Source organism: Pseudomonas sp. GD03903, assembly GCF_029840045.1.
GTDB lineage: Bacteria > Pseudomonadota > Gammaproteobacteria > Pseudomonadales > Pseudomonadaceae > Pseudomonas > Pseudomonas pseudonitroreducens.
On the sequence record NZ_JAOCBT010000008.1, the window covers coordinates 197,147 to 214,574 of the forward strand.

Consider the following 17,428-nt stretch of genomic DNA (forward strand, 5'->3'; position numbering starts at 1 on the left):
TGACCTTCAGGGAGCGTGTCCTTTGCCATTGAATCCTCGGCCGGAGAGACTCCGTGAACCCTGAGGAATCAGGGGCGTACCTAAAACGCCGGCCCCAGCCATACCTCTGAACATGAGCCTGGCTAATGATCCCGTGAGAATATCTAACTTTTTCACAGTCCCCCTTGGGCATAAAATTCTCTCAATATCAGACAGCACAGCTACTGCCTGAAAAATCTCGAAGAAAGTTTTTCAAGACACCGAAAGTACGAGACAAACTCAGGCGTTGCACCAAGCCCAGGATTCAAGACTGTGACGAATAACGATTTCTCCTTTAAGATCAGTAGCATTGTTTTCGATGAAAACTATCATCCCGCAGAAAGCACCCGTGCTACTACCAACTTCGCCAACTTGGCTAGAGGCGAGAGCCGCCAAGAGAACCTGCGCAATGCCTTGCGGATGATTGACAACCGCTTCAATGCGCTGGCGAATTGGGATAATCCCACTGGGGACCGTTATTCCGTCCAGCTTGAAATTGTTTCCGTCGAGATGAATGTCGCGACCGAAGGTGGTTCTGGTAGTTTTCCGGCAATTGAAATACTGAAAGCAAGTATTCTTGACAAAAAAACCAACAAAACTATCGAAGGTATTGTTGGGAACAATTTCTCCTCTTACGTGCGAGATTATGACTTCAGCGTACTGCTGCTGGAGTACAACAAGGACAAGCCAGGTTTCAGCATCCCGGAAAACTTTGGCGACCTGCATGGGAATATTTTTAAGCACTTCGTGACATCTGAAGCCTACAAGCAGAGCTTTGCCAAGCTGCCGGTCATCTGTCTCAGTGTTTCGGATAATAAAACCTATCATCGGACTGAAAATCAGCACCCGGTATTGGGCTTTGAATACCAGCCAAGTGACTCGTCCTTGACTGAGGGCTACTTCAAGAAAATGGGGTTGCAGGTCCGTTACTTCATGCCGGTCAACAGTGTTGCACCTTTGGCCTTCTACTTCTTTGGCGATTTACTCAACGACTACACCAACCTTGAGCTTATCGGCACTATCAGCACGATGGAAACTTTCCAGAAGATCTACCGGCCCGAGATCTATAACGCCAACGCTGTAGCAGGAAACTGCTACCAGCCGAATCTGAAGAATCAGGATCACTCCGTCACTCGAATTGTTTACGATCGAGAGGAGCGCAGTCGACTGGCTATTCAGCAAGGGAAGTTTGCCGAAGAGCAGTTCATCAAGCCGCATAAAGCCATTCTTGATGAGTGGTCTGCTAATTACACCCTTTAATTGAACCAGGCGTGCAAGATACTTATTATGAAAAAAATCCTTCCCACCTCGACCGCAGGCAGTCTCCCCAAGCCCTCCTGGCTGGCCCAGCCCGAAACACTCTGGTCGCCCTGGAAACTGCAAGACGAAGAGTTGAGCGATGGCAAACAGGATGCCTTGCGTCTGTCTCTGCAGGAGCAGCAGCAAGCGGGCATCGACATCGTCAGCGATGGTGAGCAAACACGCCAGCACTTCGTCACTACATTCATCGAGCACCTCGACGGCGTGGACTTCGAGAACCGCAAGACCGTCCGGATTCGTGATCGCTACGATGCGAGCGTCCCCACGGTTGCAGGCGCCGTGGCTCGCAAGAAGCCGGTGTTTGTCGAGGACGCCAAATTCCTCCGTCAGCAAACCAGCCAACCGATCAAATGGGCCCTGCCTGGCCCGATGACCATGATCGATACGCTCTACGATGCCCATTACAAAAGCCGTGAAAAGCTGGCCTGGGAATTTGCCAAGATCCTCAACGAGGAGGCGAAGGAACTGGAAGCTGCCGGCGTTGATATCATCCAGTTTGATGAACCTGCATTCAACGTGTTCTTTGACGAGGTCAATGACTGGGGAATCGCCACGCTGGAAAGGGCAATCGATGGACTGAAGTGCGAAACCGCAGTACATATCTGCTACGGCTATGGGATCAAGGCCAACACCGATTGGAAAAAGACGCTTGGCTCGGAGTGGAGACAGTATGAAGAGATCTTCCCCAAGCTGCAGAAATCCAATATCGATATCGTTTCGCTGGAGTGCCAGAACTCTCGTGTTCCCATGGAACTCATAGAGCTCATTCGAGGCAAGAAAGTGATGGTGGGGGCCATTGACGTGGCAACCGATATCATCGAGACGCCAGAGGAAGTCGCCAGCACGCTGCGAAAAGCACTTCAATTCGTCGACGCAGACAAGCTCTGCCCCTGCACCAACTGCGGCATGGCGCCTCTGTCCCGTCGAGTAGCAAGAGCCAAGCTTAATGCTTTGAGTGCTGGCGCAGAAATCGTTCGACGGGAACTCTCCGCTTAATTCGCAGCAGCTTTGCTCTGACACTGAGACGATAGACATTTCAGGGGGCTGAACACCAGCCCCCTGACTTTGTTGAAATATGCCGCGCGCACCTTCCAACGCACTGCAATTTCTGAACTTGCTTGAGAGTTCACGCTGCGCCCAACATTCAGGATCCACCATGTCAATTCCAAGCACTGCGATCGAGCCATTCAGTTTCCGGGAAGCGCTCGGGCACTATGCATCCGGTATCACGGTGATTACATCTCACATTGACGACGAGCCGATTGGCTTCACTTGCCAGTCGTTCTATAGCGTGTCGATGAGCCCGCCGCTGGTGTCATTCAGCGTAAAGTCCAATTCGTACAGCTATCCAAAAATCCGTCAGGCCGGTCGATTCGCAGTCAATATCCTGTCAGGCGAGCAGGTCAAGATTTCCAACCAGTTCGCTCGGCAAGGCGCAGACAAGTGGCACGGAGTTGAATGGCAGGAATCGCCACTAGGTAATCCACTTATTGTCGGCAGCCTACACTGGCTTGATTGCGAAGTTCACGCCGAACACGCTGCAGGTGATCACCTGATCGTGATTGGTGAAGTGAAAGCGTTGAATTTACAAGAAGCTGCTGCCACTCAGCCATTGCTGTATTTTAAAGGGCAGTACTGCAACCTTGCCGCCCATAGTGCAGTTTGAGCGTTTACCTCCGCTGCCTCTTCTTGAGGGGCGCGTTATGCACAAGGGCAGGGCGGTGAGTTCAGGCAGTGGCAGTTAGTTCTCGCATGTTTATCTGTGGTTCGAACTTTGTCGAGCATAGATAGAATGGTCCACTCTGCACTGCACTTATTCGCTTCTGCAGTCCAGTGGCAGATCCCGCCATGTTTTCCAGGCGCTCTCCCAGCCTTGCTCGTGATCTATCGCAGGCGAGATTACAGCCTGACTGCAGGCGTATGGACCTAGCTGTTCCAGGTAGGCCTTAGCCAGCGATGCGGGGACCACGTCGTCTGTGTCTCCCACTAGATGTCGCTGTGGTATCGCTGCCAGCTGATCTCGATAGTCCAACGGATCCAGCGAACCGCTGAGGGGCGAGAGCCCTTTCAGTTCTGCCCAAAGCCGCGGGCTGAGGTTGCCCGCCAGAGTTTGAACCTGAGCAACATCATCCCGCTGAGCGGCCAACAACAGCGCCAGCGATGCTCCACCGGAATATCCCACCAGCTCGAATTCTCGATTGCCATAGCGCTGCTTCAACTGATCCAGCGCCTGACCGAGACTGGTGACCACTTCCTGGGAAAAGCGCCGATCAGTCCAGAGGGCAGGTTCGCAGGTCTGTGTCATCACGAACTGGCAGGGCCGCGCCAGGTAGGCATTTGGCATCGGGTCGTCCACGGCCAGCCGCGCCACCAATAGGTTGTGCGGAGTCGGATCCAGACTAGGTTGCGTGGCGGTGGCCCAGGCATGACCATCGCCTTCCAGGTAGACGCGCAGGCGAGTGACTTTCGTGGCGCTCTGCGGTGGAAGCATTGCCAACGGGAACGGCTGCCCCTGCAGTATCTCCAGTTGTCGCCCATGCTCATCCGCCAATTGCTGCAGCGCTTCGCGTGGCGACTGGCAGCCGGCGAGCAGGACGCCCACCAGCAGCGCCAATAGGGTTCGAAGAAAACCGGCCCACGTGCGTGGGCCGGAAAGGAGGTTGCTCATCAGAAGTCGTAACGGACCTTGGCCGTGAAGGTGTCGGCGTTGAAGTCGGTCTTGCCGGTGTAGTCGTAGCTGACACCAACCGTGACCGCACCCAGATGGTAGTCCGCACCGACACCGGCTTCGTAGCTGTTGCGGACTGCCTTGGCACCTTGGCTCACGAAGGGCGTGCCACCCAGCGTAAAGGTCGAGGTGCTCTGGGCTTCGTCCGCGGCGAAGTCATGGTAGGCCATCAGCTTGACCTGCGGCTGCAGGCTGCCGTTACCGACCTGGAAATCACCGGCCACACGCACACCAGCACCGAGCTCCGCTACCTCGTAGCGCTGGCTATCCACCTTGAGCGCCGCCGACGAACCCTTCTCATGGTAGCCATCGATATCGACGCGGGCATAGCGTGCAGCCAGGCGCGGCTCGATCAGGACCTGCTGGTTCAGGTGGTAGGTGTAGCCACCCACCACGTTGGCCCCCAGGACCTGGCTGTCGTAGTCACCCTTGGCCGTGGTGCCGGCGATACGGCGCTTGCTCTCGTTGTCGTTGAGGCCATAGCTCAGGTTGGCATCGACGAAGTAGTTGTCCTGTTCGAAGCCGCTGTACAGGGTGAGGGCATTGCTATCCACATCGGTGGTATTGCCGCTGTCGCTGTTCACACTGGAGTGCAGGAAGCTGTAGGCCACGCCCAGGGTCAACTGGTCGGTGAGCTTGCCATCGGCGCCAATGGCGATGCCGCGGCTGTAGGCGTTGAAACCAGCCACGCCATCACGCAGGTCTTGGTTGGCATCGCTGTACAACGCCTGGGCCCAGATGCCGGTGTTCTGCAGGACATCACCCGAGGACGCACCGCGCAGGCTGCTGGTGCGATTGCCGGTGACGTTGCTCACTAGCGTCTGCCCACTGGTGGCCGCCTGGGTCGCACCACCGTTCACCTCGGGGGCGAGCTGCTCCGTCAGCTTCTTCAGCGCTGCCGGATCCTGCGAGGCATTCACGTAAGCCTGGAACACCGGATCGTTGGGATTGCTCTGCGCCAGACCGGTCACCACCTGGCTGAAGGCCGCGCCTGCACGTTGGGCGTTGGCTGAACCGCCAATCTGACCGATTACCTCACCGACTTCGTCCTGGCCCTTGGTGCTGACCTTGGCCAGGATCTGGTTGTCGCCACTGCTGACGGTGTCGACGTTCAGCAGGGCCGAACGGCTGGTCACGCTGACGCCGTCATCCTGCAGGGTGCCGGCTTGGACCAAGGTGTAGGTTGTGCCCTGGGCCTTGAAGTCGCTGCCCTGGGTCGCCAGCTGGATCTGCGAGCCCTTGGCGAATTCCGCGGTACCGGATACCGCGACCACGGCCTTGCTCGGATCCGTGGCCGTGCTCAGGTTGAGTCCCAGCGAGGAGTTGCCGGCCACATCCAGGTTGCCCTGAATGGTGGTGTGCGGCTGAGCGAATTCCAAGTGTGCCGGCGTGTTGCCCGCATCGCTGCCGACATCCAGCCAACCGCCGTCCTTCAGGCGGATGTTCGCGCCATCGATGCTGGCGTCGGTGCCGCTAAAGGTCACGTCGCCGTTCACTTCGATGTTGGACAGGTCGATCAGGTTGCCGGTGATGCTGCCGGCATTCCACACCAGGTGCACGCCGCCACTGGCCTGGGAGGCATCGATGGCTTCGTCTTGGGAAATCAAATTGCCGCTGTTCTGGATGACCAGGGTATTGCTGGCATTCGCACCGTCGATGTCGAAGGCCCCCACCTCGATGGCGGCATCGTCAGCCTGGATGCTGCCGGTGTTGAGTATCTGCACCGGCGCATTGGCAAAGCTCACGCCATCGAGACGTAGCGCGGTTGCATCATCGCCGCTGGCCAGGATGCTGCCATGGTTCTCGATCCCGCCGAGGTCCACCCGATCCGGACCACCGTTGTCATCGTCATAGGTGGCGAGGATTGCCGTCGAGCCGGCGCCGCTGACCTGGATAAGACCATCGTTGATCAGCTTGCCAGCGATGGTGCCGCCCTTGAGCTGAATGCCCGTGGCTTCTTCGCCATCGGCGAGGATCTTGCCGCTGGCGGCATTGCCCAGGTCGCCCTGCAACACCGACTGACCGGCGAACTTGAGGCCACGGATACCATCGCCCTCGAGGACACCGCCGGCCACCTGCAGGGTGCCTTCATTGACCAGGTTGCCGTGGATGATGGCCGGATCGATCAGCAGGCCGGTGACGCCCGCGCCGCTCACCGAAATGCTGCCTTTGTTCTGCAGGTTGCCGAACACCTCGGTTGGCGCGCCGATGGGCGAGGGAGTGTCCTCGTCGCCGGCGTAGGACAGGTCGACGCCGTTGAGGTCATCGCCCGTGGCTTGCACCTGGGCGTTGAGCACCAGGTCGTGGTTGAAGGTGTCGCTGTAGAAACGAAGGGGCTGGTCGCTGCCAGTGAAGGCACCGGTGACTTCGGTGCTGTCGGTGTAGGTGTTGCCTTCGCTATCCAGGCCGCTGTTGGTCAACGTCAGGGCGTGGGCGGCGAGGGGCAGGGCACTGGCGGAAATCGCCAGGGCGAGCAGGGTTTTGCGGTACATCGGGGTCATGGGTTCAGGTCCTTGAGTGTGTGGCTGTGGTGCTTTGCTCTTCTGGGATGTGTCTCGACGGACAGCTCCTGGGTTTTCAAAAAACAAAAGAACCCCTGCCCCGCACACGGCCAGTTATGGCCGTGTGCGGGGTTGGTTATGTTCGGGGCGTGATGCTTGTTAGTTGGTGCTCACGGTTCCGAGGTGATCGGGAGCGGCACGGTTGCTGTCACTGCTCCGCTATACAGGCCTTTGCATACGTGATGCTGTCCTGCATGAAGTTCGATACCAGCGGGCTTCGCCCTGCCTGAATCTGCTTCAACTGCTCGGTCGAGTAGGTCTTTTCCAGCTTGTCGTAGACGCATGTGCAAACTGACTTGGGAGAGCCACCTTGCACGCAGCCTGAGAGAAACTGTCCGCGTAGCTTGGACTTGTCATCCGAACAGCCCGCCAGAACCAGCAGGCCCAGCACCAGATAGAACTTGCTCTTCATTTGTCGTCCTTATCGCAATATCAAGGAGCAGCCGAGGCCGATCCCGACAATCAGGCCAATGATTTGCGGGCCTATCAGCCAGAACACTTTCAACCAGATCAGGTGAAGCGCGCCGCCGTTGGTGTAGATCGCATCGGGTTGAGCAAACTTGCGAATGGCGTTGCCGAGCAGGGCGCCGATCCAGCCTGCGATCAGGCCAACGAGGCCGGCCAGCAGCTTCAGCATGAAGCTGGCGCCCAGCACCATTGCTGAGGTGTTGAAGGTAAGAAAGATGATGGTGAGGACGAGCGACGCGACGCCCCAGCCGATCACCTCTGGACTGACGGGCAGGCCATCCAGCTCGTCCGTCGATTCGTGTTCTTGTTCCATGGTGTTGTCTCTATGTCGTGTGGGAAGGGTTACCAGCCGGAGCGGCAGAGGTTCTTCTTGCTGGTCAGGGGTTGGAGAACCTGGGGAAGGTTCTGGGTTGGGAGCTTCACCGTCTGGCCGCCGACGCTGAGCTGCAGGGAGTTGGCCTTGCGCAGCGCAGCCCAGAAGCCCGGGAAGCTGGCACTGCAGGCTTCGCAGTCGGTGTAGAAGGGATTGCTGAAGGTGGTGCCATCGACGATGACGTCGAAGCCGTCATGTTCAGAGGAGTACTGCTTGCCGGCGATAGTGGCGTAGGCGGAGACCGCGCTTTCTCCATCGTCTGGGCAGGTGATGTTCAACTGGTTGCCGTTGCCGTCGTCGACCAGGTGTTCCTCGACGCCTTGGGTGTAGCTGGCGGTCCATTCGTAGGTGCCGGCTTGTGCGGTACAGGTGGCCATGGCGTTGATGGCAAGACCGGACAGCAGAACTACACCTTTCCGCCAGATACGATGAGATCCATCGGTTTGCCGTCCTGGTTGGATGAGAACGGTTGTTCGTTGCTGGTCGATGGCGCCTTTACGCTCCCTTACCTCTCCGTTGAGCAGAGGACTTTCGATAGTGGTCTTTGCGTCCTGCATTACAGGCTCCTATGAGTTGGTTGTAGGCCAAGTTGGTTGATATTCGGTTTTTCTGGCTCTTCATGTCAATTGGGGTGTTAGCCAACCATTCAGGCTGAATGGAGGGTTCATGGCCAATAACGACTTGAAGCGTCTAGCGGTGCTCACTGGTAAGGCGATTGCCAAGCACCGGATACGAATGGGACTGACGCAAGAAGAGGTGGGCGTTCGGTTAGGGATTGGAAATGAAGCGGTCTCACGAATTGAGCGCGGACTTCGAAAGCCCAACATCGAGCGCCTAATCGAGTTCGCGAGCATTTTCGAATGCGATTTGGCGGAGCTATTGACGGAGATGAGTCCACGGACAACTGAGCAATCGGCACGGATCCATGACTTGCTTGCCCCGTTGGCTCCAGAGGATCGTCAGTTGGTGATGGAGATAGTGGAGCGCTTGGCTGACAGGCTCCGGTCTTAATGTGCTTCTGCTATGGATCGGCGCGTGTCCTCTCCATTTCGCCAGTCTTCATGCTGCCCGCGACGCTTGATCGCTAATCTTGTTTGAGTCCTCTGATCCTCAAATGGGATGTTCAAGAGCCCTTGGGTCCTGTTGATCCGTTTTAGGTATGCCGACTAAGGCGAGCGTCAATCGAGCGAATGACGCGCTGAAGTACCAGTAGAGCTAGCCCAAAGATGATGAGCAGCGGCCAAAAGCGCAGCATGAGCACCAGCAGCGCAACGGCCACTGCACAGCTGGCTAGCACGCCGACGAACACGAACAGCAAACCAATGAAGCGCACCAGGTTCATGGCGCGATCCTCCTCGTAGATTGAGTGATGGGTGATGCCGCGGATCAGTCCGCGGCGTGTTGGGCCCGGGCTTCGGAACGTGCTTTCAGCAGCGTCGACAGGGTGGGTTTCGGTGTGGTGGGCGGTTCCGCTACTAGCGCGGTCGAAGGCGGCGATTCAGGAGCCGGCTCCGGGAAGAACTCTTCGGTGATGGCCCCGGTCTCCTCGTCGTTGTCCTCGAAGGCACCATTGGCAAAGCCCAGCCGCGCAGTGGCATCCAGTGCCACTTGGTCGAAGCCGGAGGCTTGGCGTGCCTCGTCGAGCTCCCGGGCCTGCAGCAATGCTTCCTCCATCGACAGGCCACTGCGCACCGTGATGTCGACGTAGAAGATCGGTGAGCCGTGGCTCTGTCGGGTGGACTTGCCGCGCAGGCGCAGCTCCAGCGGCAGACACGCCAGGCGGTTGCCCGAGATCGCCTGCAGGTACTGCAGCCGCGCTGCCAGGGTGCGGATGCTGTTGAAGCCGGTGGTGCGGAACACGAAGCTGCCCAGCGGATCCTCATCGCAGATGGCGACATTGAGGCGACCATAGGGCTTGCAGGCACCGCCCTTGGCCAACGGACAGCCATCCGGCGAAGGGCAGGGCAGCGAGGTGATGCCGTCCTGGCTACGACGCTTGCAGGTTTCGCCGTTGCCGACACATAGCGGCCGCCCGGACTGCCGATCGAACAGACAGTACTCGGCACGGAAGTTCAGCTCCGGCGCGTTGAACAACAGGCGGATCGGAATGCTGCGGATCTTGCCGCCCTGGGCTTTACGTAGCTCCTCGTCCAGGGGATGGGCCAGCCAGCCATCGCGGAGCTGGACCTGCGAGGTGAGGGTGAATTGATCGTCCTTCTCCGGCAGACGCTTGCCGTTCTTCTCGACGACCTTGCCGATGGAAATCCGCCCGAGCACCGGCGGGGTAATGGCCAAGCCTTTGAGCATGGTGGTTCTCCAGTGGATGAATAAAAAAGACCACCCCGGCACAGGGATACGCCGGGGTGATCAAGGGGGAATCGAAATCAGGTAATCAGGAAGCGCCGGCTGCCGACCTTTGTGGTGGGATAGCGCGCCAACAGGTAGGGCTTTTCCTTGAGCAGCCGCGAGACATCGAGCACCACGCTGTCCTTGGCCTTGCGCCAGGACACCGTACCGTTGGCGAATAGGGCCCGGCTGGCATCGCCCATGGCCTGCTGCAGTTGTTGCTTCAGTTCAGCCTCGCGCTTGCCCTGAATCTCCAGGCTGGCGCGGACGGCCTGCAACTCGTCGAAGGCAGCCGACAACGGCAGATCCTGGGTGAAGTCCAGGATGTGACCGCGGTCCTCCGGGTACAGGCAGCGCAGGGCTTGCTCTGCCGACTCGGAACCATCCGCCGGCGGTGGCGTATCGCGTTGCACGTAGGCCCAGAAGTCGCGCTCCAGCTCGATCAAGCGGGCGATGAGCTCGTCATCACGCTCAATGCGGTGGATCTCCAGGTGCTGGCCACCGAGCAGCACGGCTACGTCGGCCGCCTGCTTTCCGGTGACCGCCAACTGGTGCATTACCTGCAGTTGTACATAGACCGGAACACCGTCCTTCCACAGGCGTGCGCCGTTGATACCGGCGGTCTTGCATTCGAGGATCTGTACGTCCTGGGCGCCGATCACCTCGCGGTCGATATTGGCGAGCATCCAGTCCAGCTTCGGATCGGGATGCTGCAGCACGGCATTGATCCGCCGCACCCGGTTGCCGGTACGCCGGGCGTAGTGGTTGGCGACAATGGGTTCGAGGATGTTGCCCCAGTAGGTCGGGCTGTCCTCGTCGTTGGGATCGCTCTTGGGCAGTCCGGCATCGCGGCCGGTCTTTTCCAGCCACAGCTCCAGCTGCGACTTGTAGGGGTTGAGGCCGACCGCGGCAGCGGCGTCCGAACTGCCGATGCCGTGCTTGCGTACGGCCAACCAGTCATCGCGAGACAGGTCCTTGGTGCCAACCAGGCGCAGGGCAGGGCGCTGCCGTGCCCTGTTGGGCGTGGAATGGGCATGAGTCATGGGGATTTTTCTCCGGACATAAAAATGCCCGGCCGGCAAAGCCGGCCGGGCATCGGGGGAGTGAAGTGGGCAATGGCTGTCAGGCCATCAACGGAAGGAACGCATCCAGGCGGCGCTGGGTTCTCCCCCACTTACCGGGCTACAGCACCGGCTGTAGCGGTCGGCGACTGCCGTCGCTGTGCATGATGGGCACGAACCTTCTCGCGCCAGGCGGGCGAGAGTTCCTTGGCCAGGTCGAGATAGCGCAGCGGACAGCTGTAGTAGTACGGCGCCATGGACTCATCCATGGCTTTGTAGCCCCACGTGCCGCCACTGCGTTGCAGCAGATCACAGCGGATGTAGCGCATGGACTCGCCGGGAGCGAGTTCTAGGTGAACGCCTTCGGTTTTCGCCGTGATTTCGGCGACCGACCACAGCACGTTGCCGCGCAGGGTGTGGGCGATGACGCGAACGTGGGCGCGAGCCTGGTCTTCAGGTTGAGTCAGCACCCGAATCAGCTCTGCCCGGGTACGGGATGAGAACAGCCAGCCCATGAGAGAGGCCTCCAATGAAACACCGGAGCCCACTCCACAGGAGCGGAACCCCGGCGGGTGGAAGAGAACGCCCAACGCCGCGGTACCTGCGAACAACTGCTCTAGCTGCAGAGCCTGTGGGCGAAGAGGGATAACGAGAAGCGGGAATTGCCGTCAGGCCACCAGCTGCAGGGCCGCATCCAGGGCGCGTTGCTTGATCACTGCCCCCTGGCCGAACCAGGCCGAGTCCATGCGGTACTCGTTGCTGCGCGCCCGGCGTTCGTGGTCGACGTACTCGGTCACGGCGTTGAGCAGGCCCCAGGCGGTGCCACGTGCCGAGTCCAGCTGACTGCCCCGGCCACGGCCTTCGTACAGCTCTTGGACTTTGCGCAGGGCACGTTCGTTGGGCAGTACCTCCGGCAATGCGGCGGTCGGCGTGGTTTCGCACATCACGGACATAAAGAAGCCCAGGGCCTCATGCCACAGCACCTTGCGTTCAGCCAGCGCACGCATGCGGTACATGAAGTCGTCCCACTGGGAGACGGCAATGCCGAGCTGCTTCTTCACCGCTTTCGGATCGAAGCGGGTGTTGTGCGGCACCTTGATCGCGCGGCTGGTGCCGTCCAGTGCGATGGTCAGGGTGTTGTTGCAGACCACCCGCACGGTGGTCGGCGTTGCCGTGGTGGCCAGGGTGCCGTCGCAGGACGTCGCCAACAGCAGATAGCCGTTGACCTGGTCGCTGCCCTTGAGCGCAGCACCCTGCCCGGTACGCGCCAGTGCCCAGAACTTGCGCCCGCCCTTGAGCACGCCAGCGGTTTCCAGCTCGTAGCCGGAGACTTCGGTGAGGTCTCGGTAAAACTCGAGCACTTCCCTTGGCTGCACGGTGTGGTAGCGCTGCGAGACCACCGAGAGCGGTGCCTTGGTGTCTGAGCGGAAGAGCACCTTTTGCTCGGGGAACGAATGGATCGCGCCCAGGTGGCCGACGGCGTCCGATTTGAAATGCACCGGGCTTTCCTGGATTTGCCAGTCCATGCCGGCTTCGCGTTGCCAGACTTCGATGGGCTGTTTCTGAGTGAGCTGATTGCCCAAGCCATGCCACGGGGTAGCGCCAGCGTAGGCCATGGTTTCGACGAGATGTGCCATGAGAGTGATTCCTTTGGATGTAAGCCGGCATAAAGCGCTGCGCACGGCGCAGCACCGACCGGACGATTGAAATGAGAAGGGTGTGGGGGCGATCAGGCCGGCAGATTGAAGCGATGACCGCAGAGCAGGCAGAGGTTGTGGGCCAGGACGTGGCGGTCGAGCGACTCACCCAGCTGAGCACCGAGTGCGCAACCACCTACGCCGCCGGCCAGGCCGCCGAGGATGGCGCCCGACACGGAGCCGAGGGTGATACCGACAGGGCCGGCGAATGCGCCGATAGCTGCGCCAGCCTGGCCACCTGCCAGGGCAGCGCTGACGCCGCGCGCAACACCACCCACGGTGCCGATGGCGGCGCCGACTTTCATGGCGTGATGGAAGGAAGCGACTTTGGGGGAGTGACAGCGAGGGCACTGCAATGACATGGGGCTAACCTCCTTGGTGCTGATGTCATTGCAGTCATGTAGGGCTGAGATTTTTTCGAATCGTATTGGTCTCAATGGCCGATTTTTCAGCTGTTGGCACAATCAGCAGGAACTGGTTGAAAGTAGGCAGCGGTGAGTAGCTGCTCCCTGTAGGGCAAGCAGCGGCACAAAAATACTGAAGAAAAGTACTTGAATGGCAGCTGTACAACCCCATCTAGGGCAAAAGGCTATCAGGGGGAGACACCATGGAAGAGGAACAAAAGCCTTTCAGGGTTTTATGTCTAGATGGTGGGGGCATGCGAGGGGTTTACCAAGCTGCCTACCTTGCAACCTACGCGGATCGGCTTCGGAACCGAGCTGACACGGTGGGTAATTTGTTGGATGTCGGCAGTGCATTCGACCTCATCGTCGGGACCAGCACTGGTGGCATAGTAGCTTGCGCCTTAGTTGCTGGTGTCCCGTTACAGCGGGTCCAGTCTTTGTACTATGAAAACGGACCCAGAATATTCCCCTATCAGTGGCTCCGCGCTAAGACGCTGCCTGGCTACGCAATCAGGCTTCTAGGGCTCGGCCTGAAGAAGGGCAATGATGCTCTTCGCTCCGCGTTGGAGGAGACGCTCGGTGAGCGCACGGTGGACAGCGTTTATCGAGGCCGCGGCATTGCGCTGGCGATCCCAACGGTCGATCTCAATCGTCATGCTGCAGTGGTCTTCAAGACGCAGCATCTTTCCCGCCTCAATGGTCGAGACAATACACGCAAGCTTGTTGATATCTGCATGGCTACTACTGCCGCGCCGATTCTTCGCTCCATGGCCATGCTCGAAGAGCCGGGAGGCGCCGGAGCTACCCCGGCCACATATGTTGATGGAGGTCTTTGGGCAAACAACCCAGGAATGCTCGGAATGATGGAGGCTGTTGAGATTCTGAGTGATCGAAAAGAGGCACGCCCTATCCATTTGTTCATGCTGGGGACTCTTCCCTCTCAGGGTGGAGAGGAGGTCAGCTCAGGTTCCTTGAATCGGAACGCCTTCGGTTGGATGTTCGGCATTAAGGCCATGGAAGCCAGCCTGAATGCTCAAGCTGTGGGCTACGACTACCTGGCGAACAAGATGGCTCAGCTTCGAGGCGATGGAAGCTTTGCTTTCCGTCTACCGGCCCAATGTCCATCGAACGAGTTGAGAAATTACTTGGCGAACATGGACGATGCCAGACCGAAAGTGCTGAACGCGCTTGCCCGACAGGCGATCTCTGATGTGGACTACGCCTGGGCGGCATGTGCCCGTGATCCTCATATGCAAGCTTTCCAGGCTGCAATTGCAGCAGCCACGCCACATTCCGCCAACAGCTGACCGGAGATAAAAATGGCCGACATCGATTGCCACGGCGAGATGACCAACTTTCATCGTGAGAAGGTCACGCTATCCAGCGCGCAGCAGGGTGACATGCGTAAGCGGCGGGATGCAGGGCGGACGCGTCTGAAAAATGGGCTGGATACTGCCGAGAAGCCGCAGCCCAAAGAGATTCGGTCACAAGGCTCCTACCAGATGCGAACGATGGTTCAGGATAATGACAACGACTATGACATCGATGATGGGGCTTACTTTCGCTCGGAAGATTTGACTGATGACGACGGAGAGCCTCTAGCTCCCAAGGCTGCCCGCCAACGTGTCTGCAATGCCTTGAAGTGGGATGGTCGATTCAAGCAAGAGGCAACAGTCAAAAGAAATTGTGTGCGGCAGGTATACGCCGAGGGTTATCACATTGATGTGCCGGTTTATCGTATCGTGAAGGCCACGAACCTCTTCGGAAAGGAGGAGGAGCGCTTTGAGTTGGCCAGCGGTGATGAGTGGGTTGAGTCGGATGCGCGAGCAGTAACTCGGTGGTTCAACGGTTTGGTTGGCGAGCTCAATGCCGGTGAGGCGGACGGCAGCCAAATGCGCCGGGTGACGAAGCTCAGCAAGAAATTCGCACGCAGGGCCAAGTGGAAATCCAAAACCACCAGCGGCATCGCGATTACCAAGCTGGTCGTCGACCACTTCGTCAGCAAAGCTGAACGTGATGACGTGTCGCTCAGGGAGACCTGGAAGAAGATTCACAGCAAGCTGCTGTGGTCGACCGAAATTAAGCACCCTGTAGTGACGAGCAACATTGCTGAGGCCGGCGATGGTCCGGTCGAGTTCTTCAGGGATTGCTTGGGGGAGGCACTAGATACTCTCAAGGTATTGGACAAGCATGACTGCGCTCGTAAGGAGGCACGAGAGGCGTGGGATGAGGTATTCGATACGTCGTTCTTCACGGACCAACCTGATGACGGCGACGAGGGGCGGTCGAAAGCCTCAAACGCAGCGCTATCGGTGACTTCGGTTGAGACTGCTCGTCGCAATGACGGCGGTGGTAGGTTCGGCTGAGTGGCGTCTCCATTTGATCTCGTCGAGCGCGGCCTGCAGGAGTGCAGGCCGGATACATGGCGTCGCCTGACTGCCCAGGAGCTTTCGGCCGATTTCCTGTGGGCGTTTCGTTCAGGGTGGCGGGTTGATTTGCAGGCGGGAGAGGTGAGCATTGCCGGTGTGGACCACTTGCTCTTCGTTATTGACGCTGCTTTCCCCAACTCACAACCGCGGGTGTTTGCGCCAGGTGCTGGCAGCGATTTTCGGTGGCCACATGTGGAGCGCTTCGGCCTATTGTGCCTGCGTCCGACCTCCCTGTTTGCTGATGTGGCTGATCGCATTGGGGTGCACCTTGCTGATGCCTTAGAGCTGCTTACCTACTCGGCAACCGAGTGTCAGGCAGAGTTCGAAAGGGAGTTTTTGGCGTATTGGGCGCAGCAGGCAGTCAGCGCTAGTAGCAGCCCACAGATCCTGAGTTTGCTTAAGCCGGGCGGGGAGGCCCGAACGATCTATCAGTACTTTGATTATCGTGCGGGGAAGTGCGTGGTTGCTGACGATAAGACGCAGCTCAAGGACTGGCTCCGCAATTGCGGGGTAAATGCTGGTGACAAGGACATTCTGCCTGCGACCCTCCTGAAACTGTCCCGTCCATTGACTCCCGCACAATTCCCACGCTCAGGGGGGGACTTGGTACAAGAGCTCACGGATGACGTGCTGAGGCGAAGCTTGGTGCCCGGGCGCAGACCGTTGTTCATTCTTGAGGCTCATACTCCGACTGGGCCCGCCTTTGTGGCCGTTATCTACAAGAGCGGGGCTATAGATGCTCTCACAAGAGGGTTTCGTAACATCACACATGTGCCGGGTGACCGCATCAGAGGGTGGTTCAAGGGGCGTGCCATCGAACGTGTCGTGGTTAATAGAGTGGACGGACCCTGGATACATGGCCGGGACCATTCTTCGGACTTCCTTGAGCTCAACCGCCGGCGGGTGGTGGTGGTGGGGTGCGGCGCTATTGGATCGGCCGTTGCCAATCTTCTTGCCCAGGCGGGGGTGGGTGAGCTGATATTTGTGGATGGTGATGAGATTCACTCGGCCAATGCGTCTCGCCATTTTCTTGGAGTAGATAGCCTGCGTGTTGACAAGGTGACAGGACTCGCCAGGGCTTTGGCTCGCAAGTTTCCTCATTTGACATTCGACCACGCGTATCCATCTCGCTTTGAGCGGCTTCCAGTTCAGCACTTAGCCAGAATCGCAGATGCGGATCTGATCATTGCCGCAGGTCTCGATTTGGAGGGCGAGGCGGCTCTCGATGCGTGGCGCGCTTCACTGCCCTGTCCCCCTGCATACTTGAGTGCCTGGGCGGAGGCCTACGCGATGGCTGGGCATGCTGTGTTGCTATACGGTCCTGAAAGGCTAATGTCTCAATTCGACGTTGATGAACGCCCGTCTTTTCGGCTCACTGACTGGCCGGATGAATCGGGGGCGATCGTCGTCGAGGCAGGATGTGGGAATGTTTTCCAGCCGCATGGTGCTGTGGATCTGCATCCTACAATTGGTATGGCTGCAGGGCTGGCCTTGGACGCTTTACTGGGGCGAGTCCCGAACTCCTGCCGAAGAGTCTGGATGGGAAGCCGGGAGCGTGTAGAGCCCCTAGGGGGCACGCTCAGAGCGGCTTTCGACAAGGCCAATACTGTTCAAGAGTACGCGTGGTGAGTGGGCTTCGAGAGGATGGTGCTGCTGGTGGTGTTCTGGGGCGATTAGAGGGCGTGGGTCAAGATATCTTGATAACCCCCGTGGTGCTCGACCATGTCCGCAGCCATCGCCAGGCTGCAATGTGGGCAAAGGAGGCTGGCGGACAGCTATTCGGGACTATTTTGCCAGATAGGGTGCATGTCCTTGCTGCCTCGGGGCCATATCCTGGAGATGAACGTAGTCGATACCGCTACCGGTCTGATCCCGCAGCAGCTCAGCGGGCAATTGAACAGCAAAGTGAGAGGGGGCTGATCTACCTGGGGGAGTGGCACACGCACGCCGAAGATCGACCCGGTGCGTCCAATCTAGATGATGCTGCCATGCGCAAGATTCTCTCGGGCTCCAAGCTGAATAC

General features: G+C 58.8%; 18 protein-coding genes. 7 read left to right on the top strand and 11 right to left on the bottom strand.

Features of this window, described 5'->3' with window-relative positions:
• The first annotated feature begins 291 nt into the window (after positions 1-291).
• The 3 genes from N5C91_RS15245 to N5C91_RS15255 all read left to right on the top strand — a co-directional run bounded on the left by N5C91_RS15245 (position 292) and on the right by N5C91_RS15255 (position 3,004).
• Positions 292-1,278 carry a DUF1852 domain-containing protein gene (locus N5C91_RS15245; protein WP_279830303.1) on the top strand — a complete coding sequence of 329 codons (987 nt, stop codon included), beginning with the start codon at positions 292-294 and terminating at the stop codon, positions 1,276-1,278.
• Positions 1,279-1,305: 27 nt separating this feature from the next.
• Positions 1,306-2,334, top strand: coding sequence for a methionine synthase (locus tag N5C91_RS15250; RefSeq protein ID WP_279830304.1), 1,029 nt, complete (start codon positions 1,306-1,308; stop codon positions 2,332-2,334).
• Between the two features lie 160 nt (positions 2,335-2,494).
• Entirely contained in the window at positions 2,495-3,004 is a 510-nt protein-coding gene (locus N5C91_RS15255; protein ID WP_279830305.1) for a flavin reductase family protein, read from the top strand.
• 147 nt (positions 3,005-3,151) lie between these two features.
• Here the strand turns inward: N5C91_RS15255 and N5C91_RS15260 are convergent, their stop codons facing one another.
• The 5 genes from N5C91_RS15260 to N5C91_RS15280 all read right to left on the bottom strand — a co-directional run bounded on the left by N5C91_RS15260 (position 3,152) and on the right by N5C91_RS15280 (position 7,845).
• The gene (locus tag N5C91_RS15260; RefSeq protein WP_279830306.1) at positions 3,152-4,006 is read right to left on the bottom strand and encodes an alpha/beta hydrolase; all 855 of its coding nucleotides are present in this window, start codon (positions 4,004-4,006) and stop codon (positions 3,152-3,154) included.
• Complete coding sequence (locus N5C91_RS15265) at positions 4,006-6,567, bottom strand: autotransporter outer membrane beta-barrel domain-containing protein (RefSeq protein WP_279830307.1); 2,562 nt, start codon at positions 6,565-6,567, stop codon at positions 4,006-4,008. Before N5C91_RS15265 ends, N5C91_RS15260 begins: the two co-directional genes overlap by 1 nt.
• A gap of 208 nt (positions 6,568-6,775) precedes the next feature.
• The gene (locus tag N5C91_RS15270; RefSeq protein WP_279830308.1) at positions 6,776-7,039 is read right to left on the bottom strand and encodes a hypothetical protein; all 264 of its coding nucleotides are present in this window, start codon (positions 7,037-7,039) and stop codon (positions 6,776-6,778) included.
• A gap of 9 nt (positions 7,040-7,048) precedes the next feature.
• Positions 7,049-7,408, bottom strand: a complete 360-nt coding sequence (locus tag N5C91_RS15275; protein ID WP_279830310.1) for a hypothetical protein — start codon at positions 7,406-7,408, stop codon at positions 7,049-7,051.
• A gap of 29 nt (positions 7,409-7,437) precedes the next feature.
• Positions 7,438-7,845, bottom strand: coding sequence for a hypothetical protein (locus tag N5C91_RS15280; RefSeq protein WP_279830312.1), 408 nt, complete (start codon positions 7,843-7,845; stop codon positions 7,438-7,440).
• Between the two features lie 289 nt (positions 7,846-8,134).
• On the opposite strand from N5C91_RS15280, the gene N5C91_RS15285 reads away from it, so the two are divergent.
• Positions 8,135-8,479: a helix-turn-helix transcriptional regulator gene (locus N5C91_RS15285; RefSeq protein ID WP_155664719.1), complete on the top strand. Its 345-nt coding sequence runs from the start codon at positions 8,135-8,137 to the stop codon at positions 8,477-8,479.
• A gap of 142 nt (positions 8,480-8,621) precedes the next feature.
• Here N5C91_RS15285 and N5C91_RS15290 read toward each other — a convergent pair whose 3' ends face one another.
• The 6 genes from N5C91_RS15290 to N5C91_RS15315 all read right to left on the bottom strand — a co-directional run bounded on the left by N5C91_RS15290 (position 8,622) and on the right by N5C91_RS15315 (position 12,934).
• A complete protein-coding gene (locus N5C91_RS15290; protein ID WP_279830314.1) occupies positions 8,622-8,810 on the bottom strand; it encodes a hypothetical protein in 189 nt (62 codons plus the stop codon).
• A gap of 44 nt (positions 8,811-8,854) precedes the next feature.
• Positions 8,855-9,775 (bottom strand): hydrolase or metal-binding protein, encoded by a 921-nt coding sequence (locus N5C91_RS15295; protein WP_279830316.1) that lies wholly within the window; start codon positions 9,773-9,775, stop codon positions 8,855-8,857.
• 77 nt (positions 9,776-9,852) lie between these two features.
• The gene (locus N5C91_RS15300; protein WP_279830318.1) at positions 9,853-10,857 is read right to left on the bottom strand and encodes a lambda-exonuclease family protein; all 1,005 of its coding nucleotides are present in this window, start codon (positions 10,855-10,857) and stop codon (positions 9,853-9,855) included.
• Positions 10,858-10,988: 131 nt separating this feature from the next.
• Positions 10,989-11,390: a hypothetical protein gene (locus N5C91_RS15305; RefSeq protein WP_279830320.1), complete on the bottom strand. Its 402-nt coding sequence runs from the start codon at positions 11,388-11,390 to the stop codon at positions 10,989-10,991.
• Between the two features lie 153 nt (positions 11,391-11,543).
• Positions 11,544-12,512: a DUF932 domain-containing protein gene (locus tag N5C91_RS15310; RefSeq protein WP_279830322.1), complete on the bottom strand. Its 969-nt coding sequence runs from the start codon at positions 12,510-12,512 to the stop codon at positions 11,544-11,546.
• Positions 12,513-12,604: 92 nt separating this feature from the next.
• A complete protein-coding gene (locus N5C91_RS15315) occupies positions 12,605-12,934 on the bottom strand; it encodes a hypothetical protein (RefSeq protein ID WP_023094888.1) in 330 nt (109 codons plus the stop codon).
• A gap of 245 nt (positions 12,935-13,179) precedes the next feature.
• Here N5C91_RS15315 and N5C91_RS15320 point away from each other — a divergent pair, with 245 nt between their 5' ends.
• The 3 genes from N5C91_RS15320 to N5C91_RS15330 are packed head-to-tail and all read left to right on the top strand — an operon-like array spanning position 13,180 to position 17,034.
• Entirely contained in the window at positions 13,180-14,283 is a 1,104-nt protein-coding gene (locus N5C91_RS15320) for a patatin-like phospholipase family protein (RefSeq protein WP_279830324.1), read from the top strand.
• Positions 14,284-14,295: 12 nt separating this feature from the next.
• A complete protein-coding gene (locus tag N5C91_RS15325; RefSeq protein ID WP_279830326.1) occupies positions 14,296-15,342 on the top strand; it encodes a cyclic GMP-AMP synthase DncV-like nucleotidyltransferase in 1,047 nt (348 codons plus the stop codon).
• Positions 15,343-17,034: a ThiF family adenylyltransferase gene (locus tag N5C91_RS15330; RefSeq protein WP_279830328.1), complete on the top strand. Its 1,692-nt coding sequence runs from the start codon at positions 15,343-15,345 to the stop codon at positions 17,032-17,034.
• Positions 17,035-17,428 lie beyond the last annotated feature (394 nt).

Excerpts from the sequence above, each read along its gene's own strand:
- N5C91_RS15250 (WP_279830304.1), top strand. The coding sequence starts at position 1,306 with ATGAAAAAAATCCTTCCCACCTCGACCGCAGGCAGTCTCCCCAAGCCC.
- N5C91_RS15255 (WP_279830305.1), top strand. The coding sequence starts at position 2,495 with ATGTCAATTCCAAGCACTGCGATCGAGCCATTCAGTTTCCGGGAAGCG.
- N5C91_RS15260 (WP_279830306.1), bottom strand. The coding sequence starts at position 4,006 with ATGAGCAACCTCCTTTCCGGCCCACGCACGTGGGCCGGTTTTCTTCGA.
- N5C91_RS15265 (WP_279830307.1), bottom strand. The coding sequence starts at position 6,567 with ATGACCCCGATGTACCGCAAAACCCTGCTCGCCCTGGCGATTTCCGCC.
- N5C91_RS15270 (WP_279830308.1), bottom strand. The coding sequence starts at position 7,039 with ATGAAGAGCAAGTTCTATCTGGTGCTGGGCCTGCTGGTTCTGGCGGGC.
- N5C91_RS15275 (WP_279830310.1), bottom strand. The coding sequence starts at position 7,408 with ATGGAACAAGAACACGAATCGACGGACGAGCTGGATGGCCTGCCCGTC.
- N5C91_RS15280 (WP_279830312.1), bottom strand. The coding sequence starts at position 7,845 with ATGGCCACCTGTACCGCACAAGCCGGCACCTACGAATGGACCGCCAGC.
- N5C91_RS15285 (WP_155664719.1), top strand. The coding sequence starts at position 8,135 with ATGGCCAATAACGACTTGAAGCGTCTAGCGGTGCTCACTGGTAAGGCG.
- N5C91_RS15290 (WP_279830314.1), bottom strand. The coding sequence starts at position 8,810 with ATGAACCTGGTGCGCTTCATTGGTTTGCTGTTCGTGTTCGTCGGCGTG.
- N5C91_RS15295 (WP_279830316.1), bottom strand. The coding sequence starts at position 9,775 with ATGCTCAAAGGCTTGGCCATTACCCCGCCGGTGCTCGGGCGGATTTCC.
- N5C91_RS15300 (WP_279830318.1), bottom strand. The coding sequence starts at position 10,857 with ATGACTCATGCCCATTCCACGCCCAACAGGGCACGGCAGCGCCCTGCC.
- N5C91_RS15305 (WP_279830320.1), bottom strand. The coding sequence starts at position 11,390 with ATGGGCTGGCTGTTCTCATCCCGTACCCGGGCAGAGCTGATTCGGGTG.
- N5C91_RS15310 (WP_279830322.1), bottom strand. The coding sequence starts at position 12,512 with ATGGCACATCTCGTCGAAACCATGGCCTACGCTGGCGCTACCCCGTGG.
- N5C91_RS15315 (WP_023094888.1), bottom strand. The coding sequence starts at position 12,934 with ATGTCATTGCAGTGCCCTCGCTGTCACTCCCCCAAAGTCGCTTCCTTC.
- N5C91_RS15320 (WP_279830324.1), top strand. The coding sequence starts at position 13,180 with ATGGAAGAGGAACAAAAGCCTTTCAGGGTTTTATGTCTAGATGGTGGG.
- N5C91_RS15325 (WP_279830326.1), top strand. The coding sequence starts at position 14,296 with ATGGCCGACATCGATTGCCACGGCGAGATGACCAACTTTCATCGTGAG.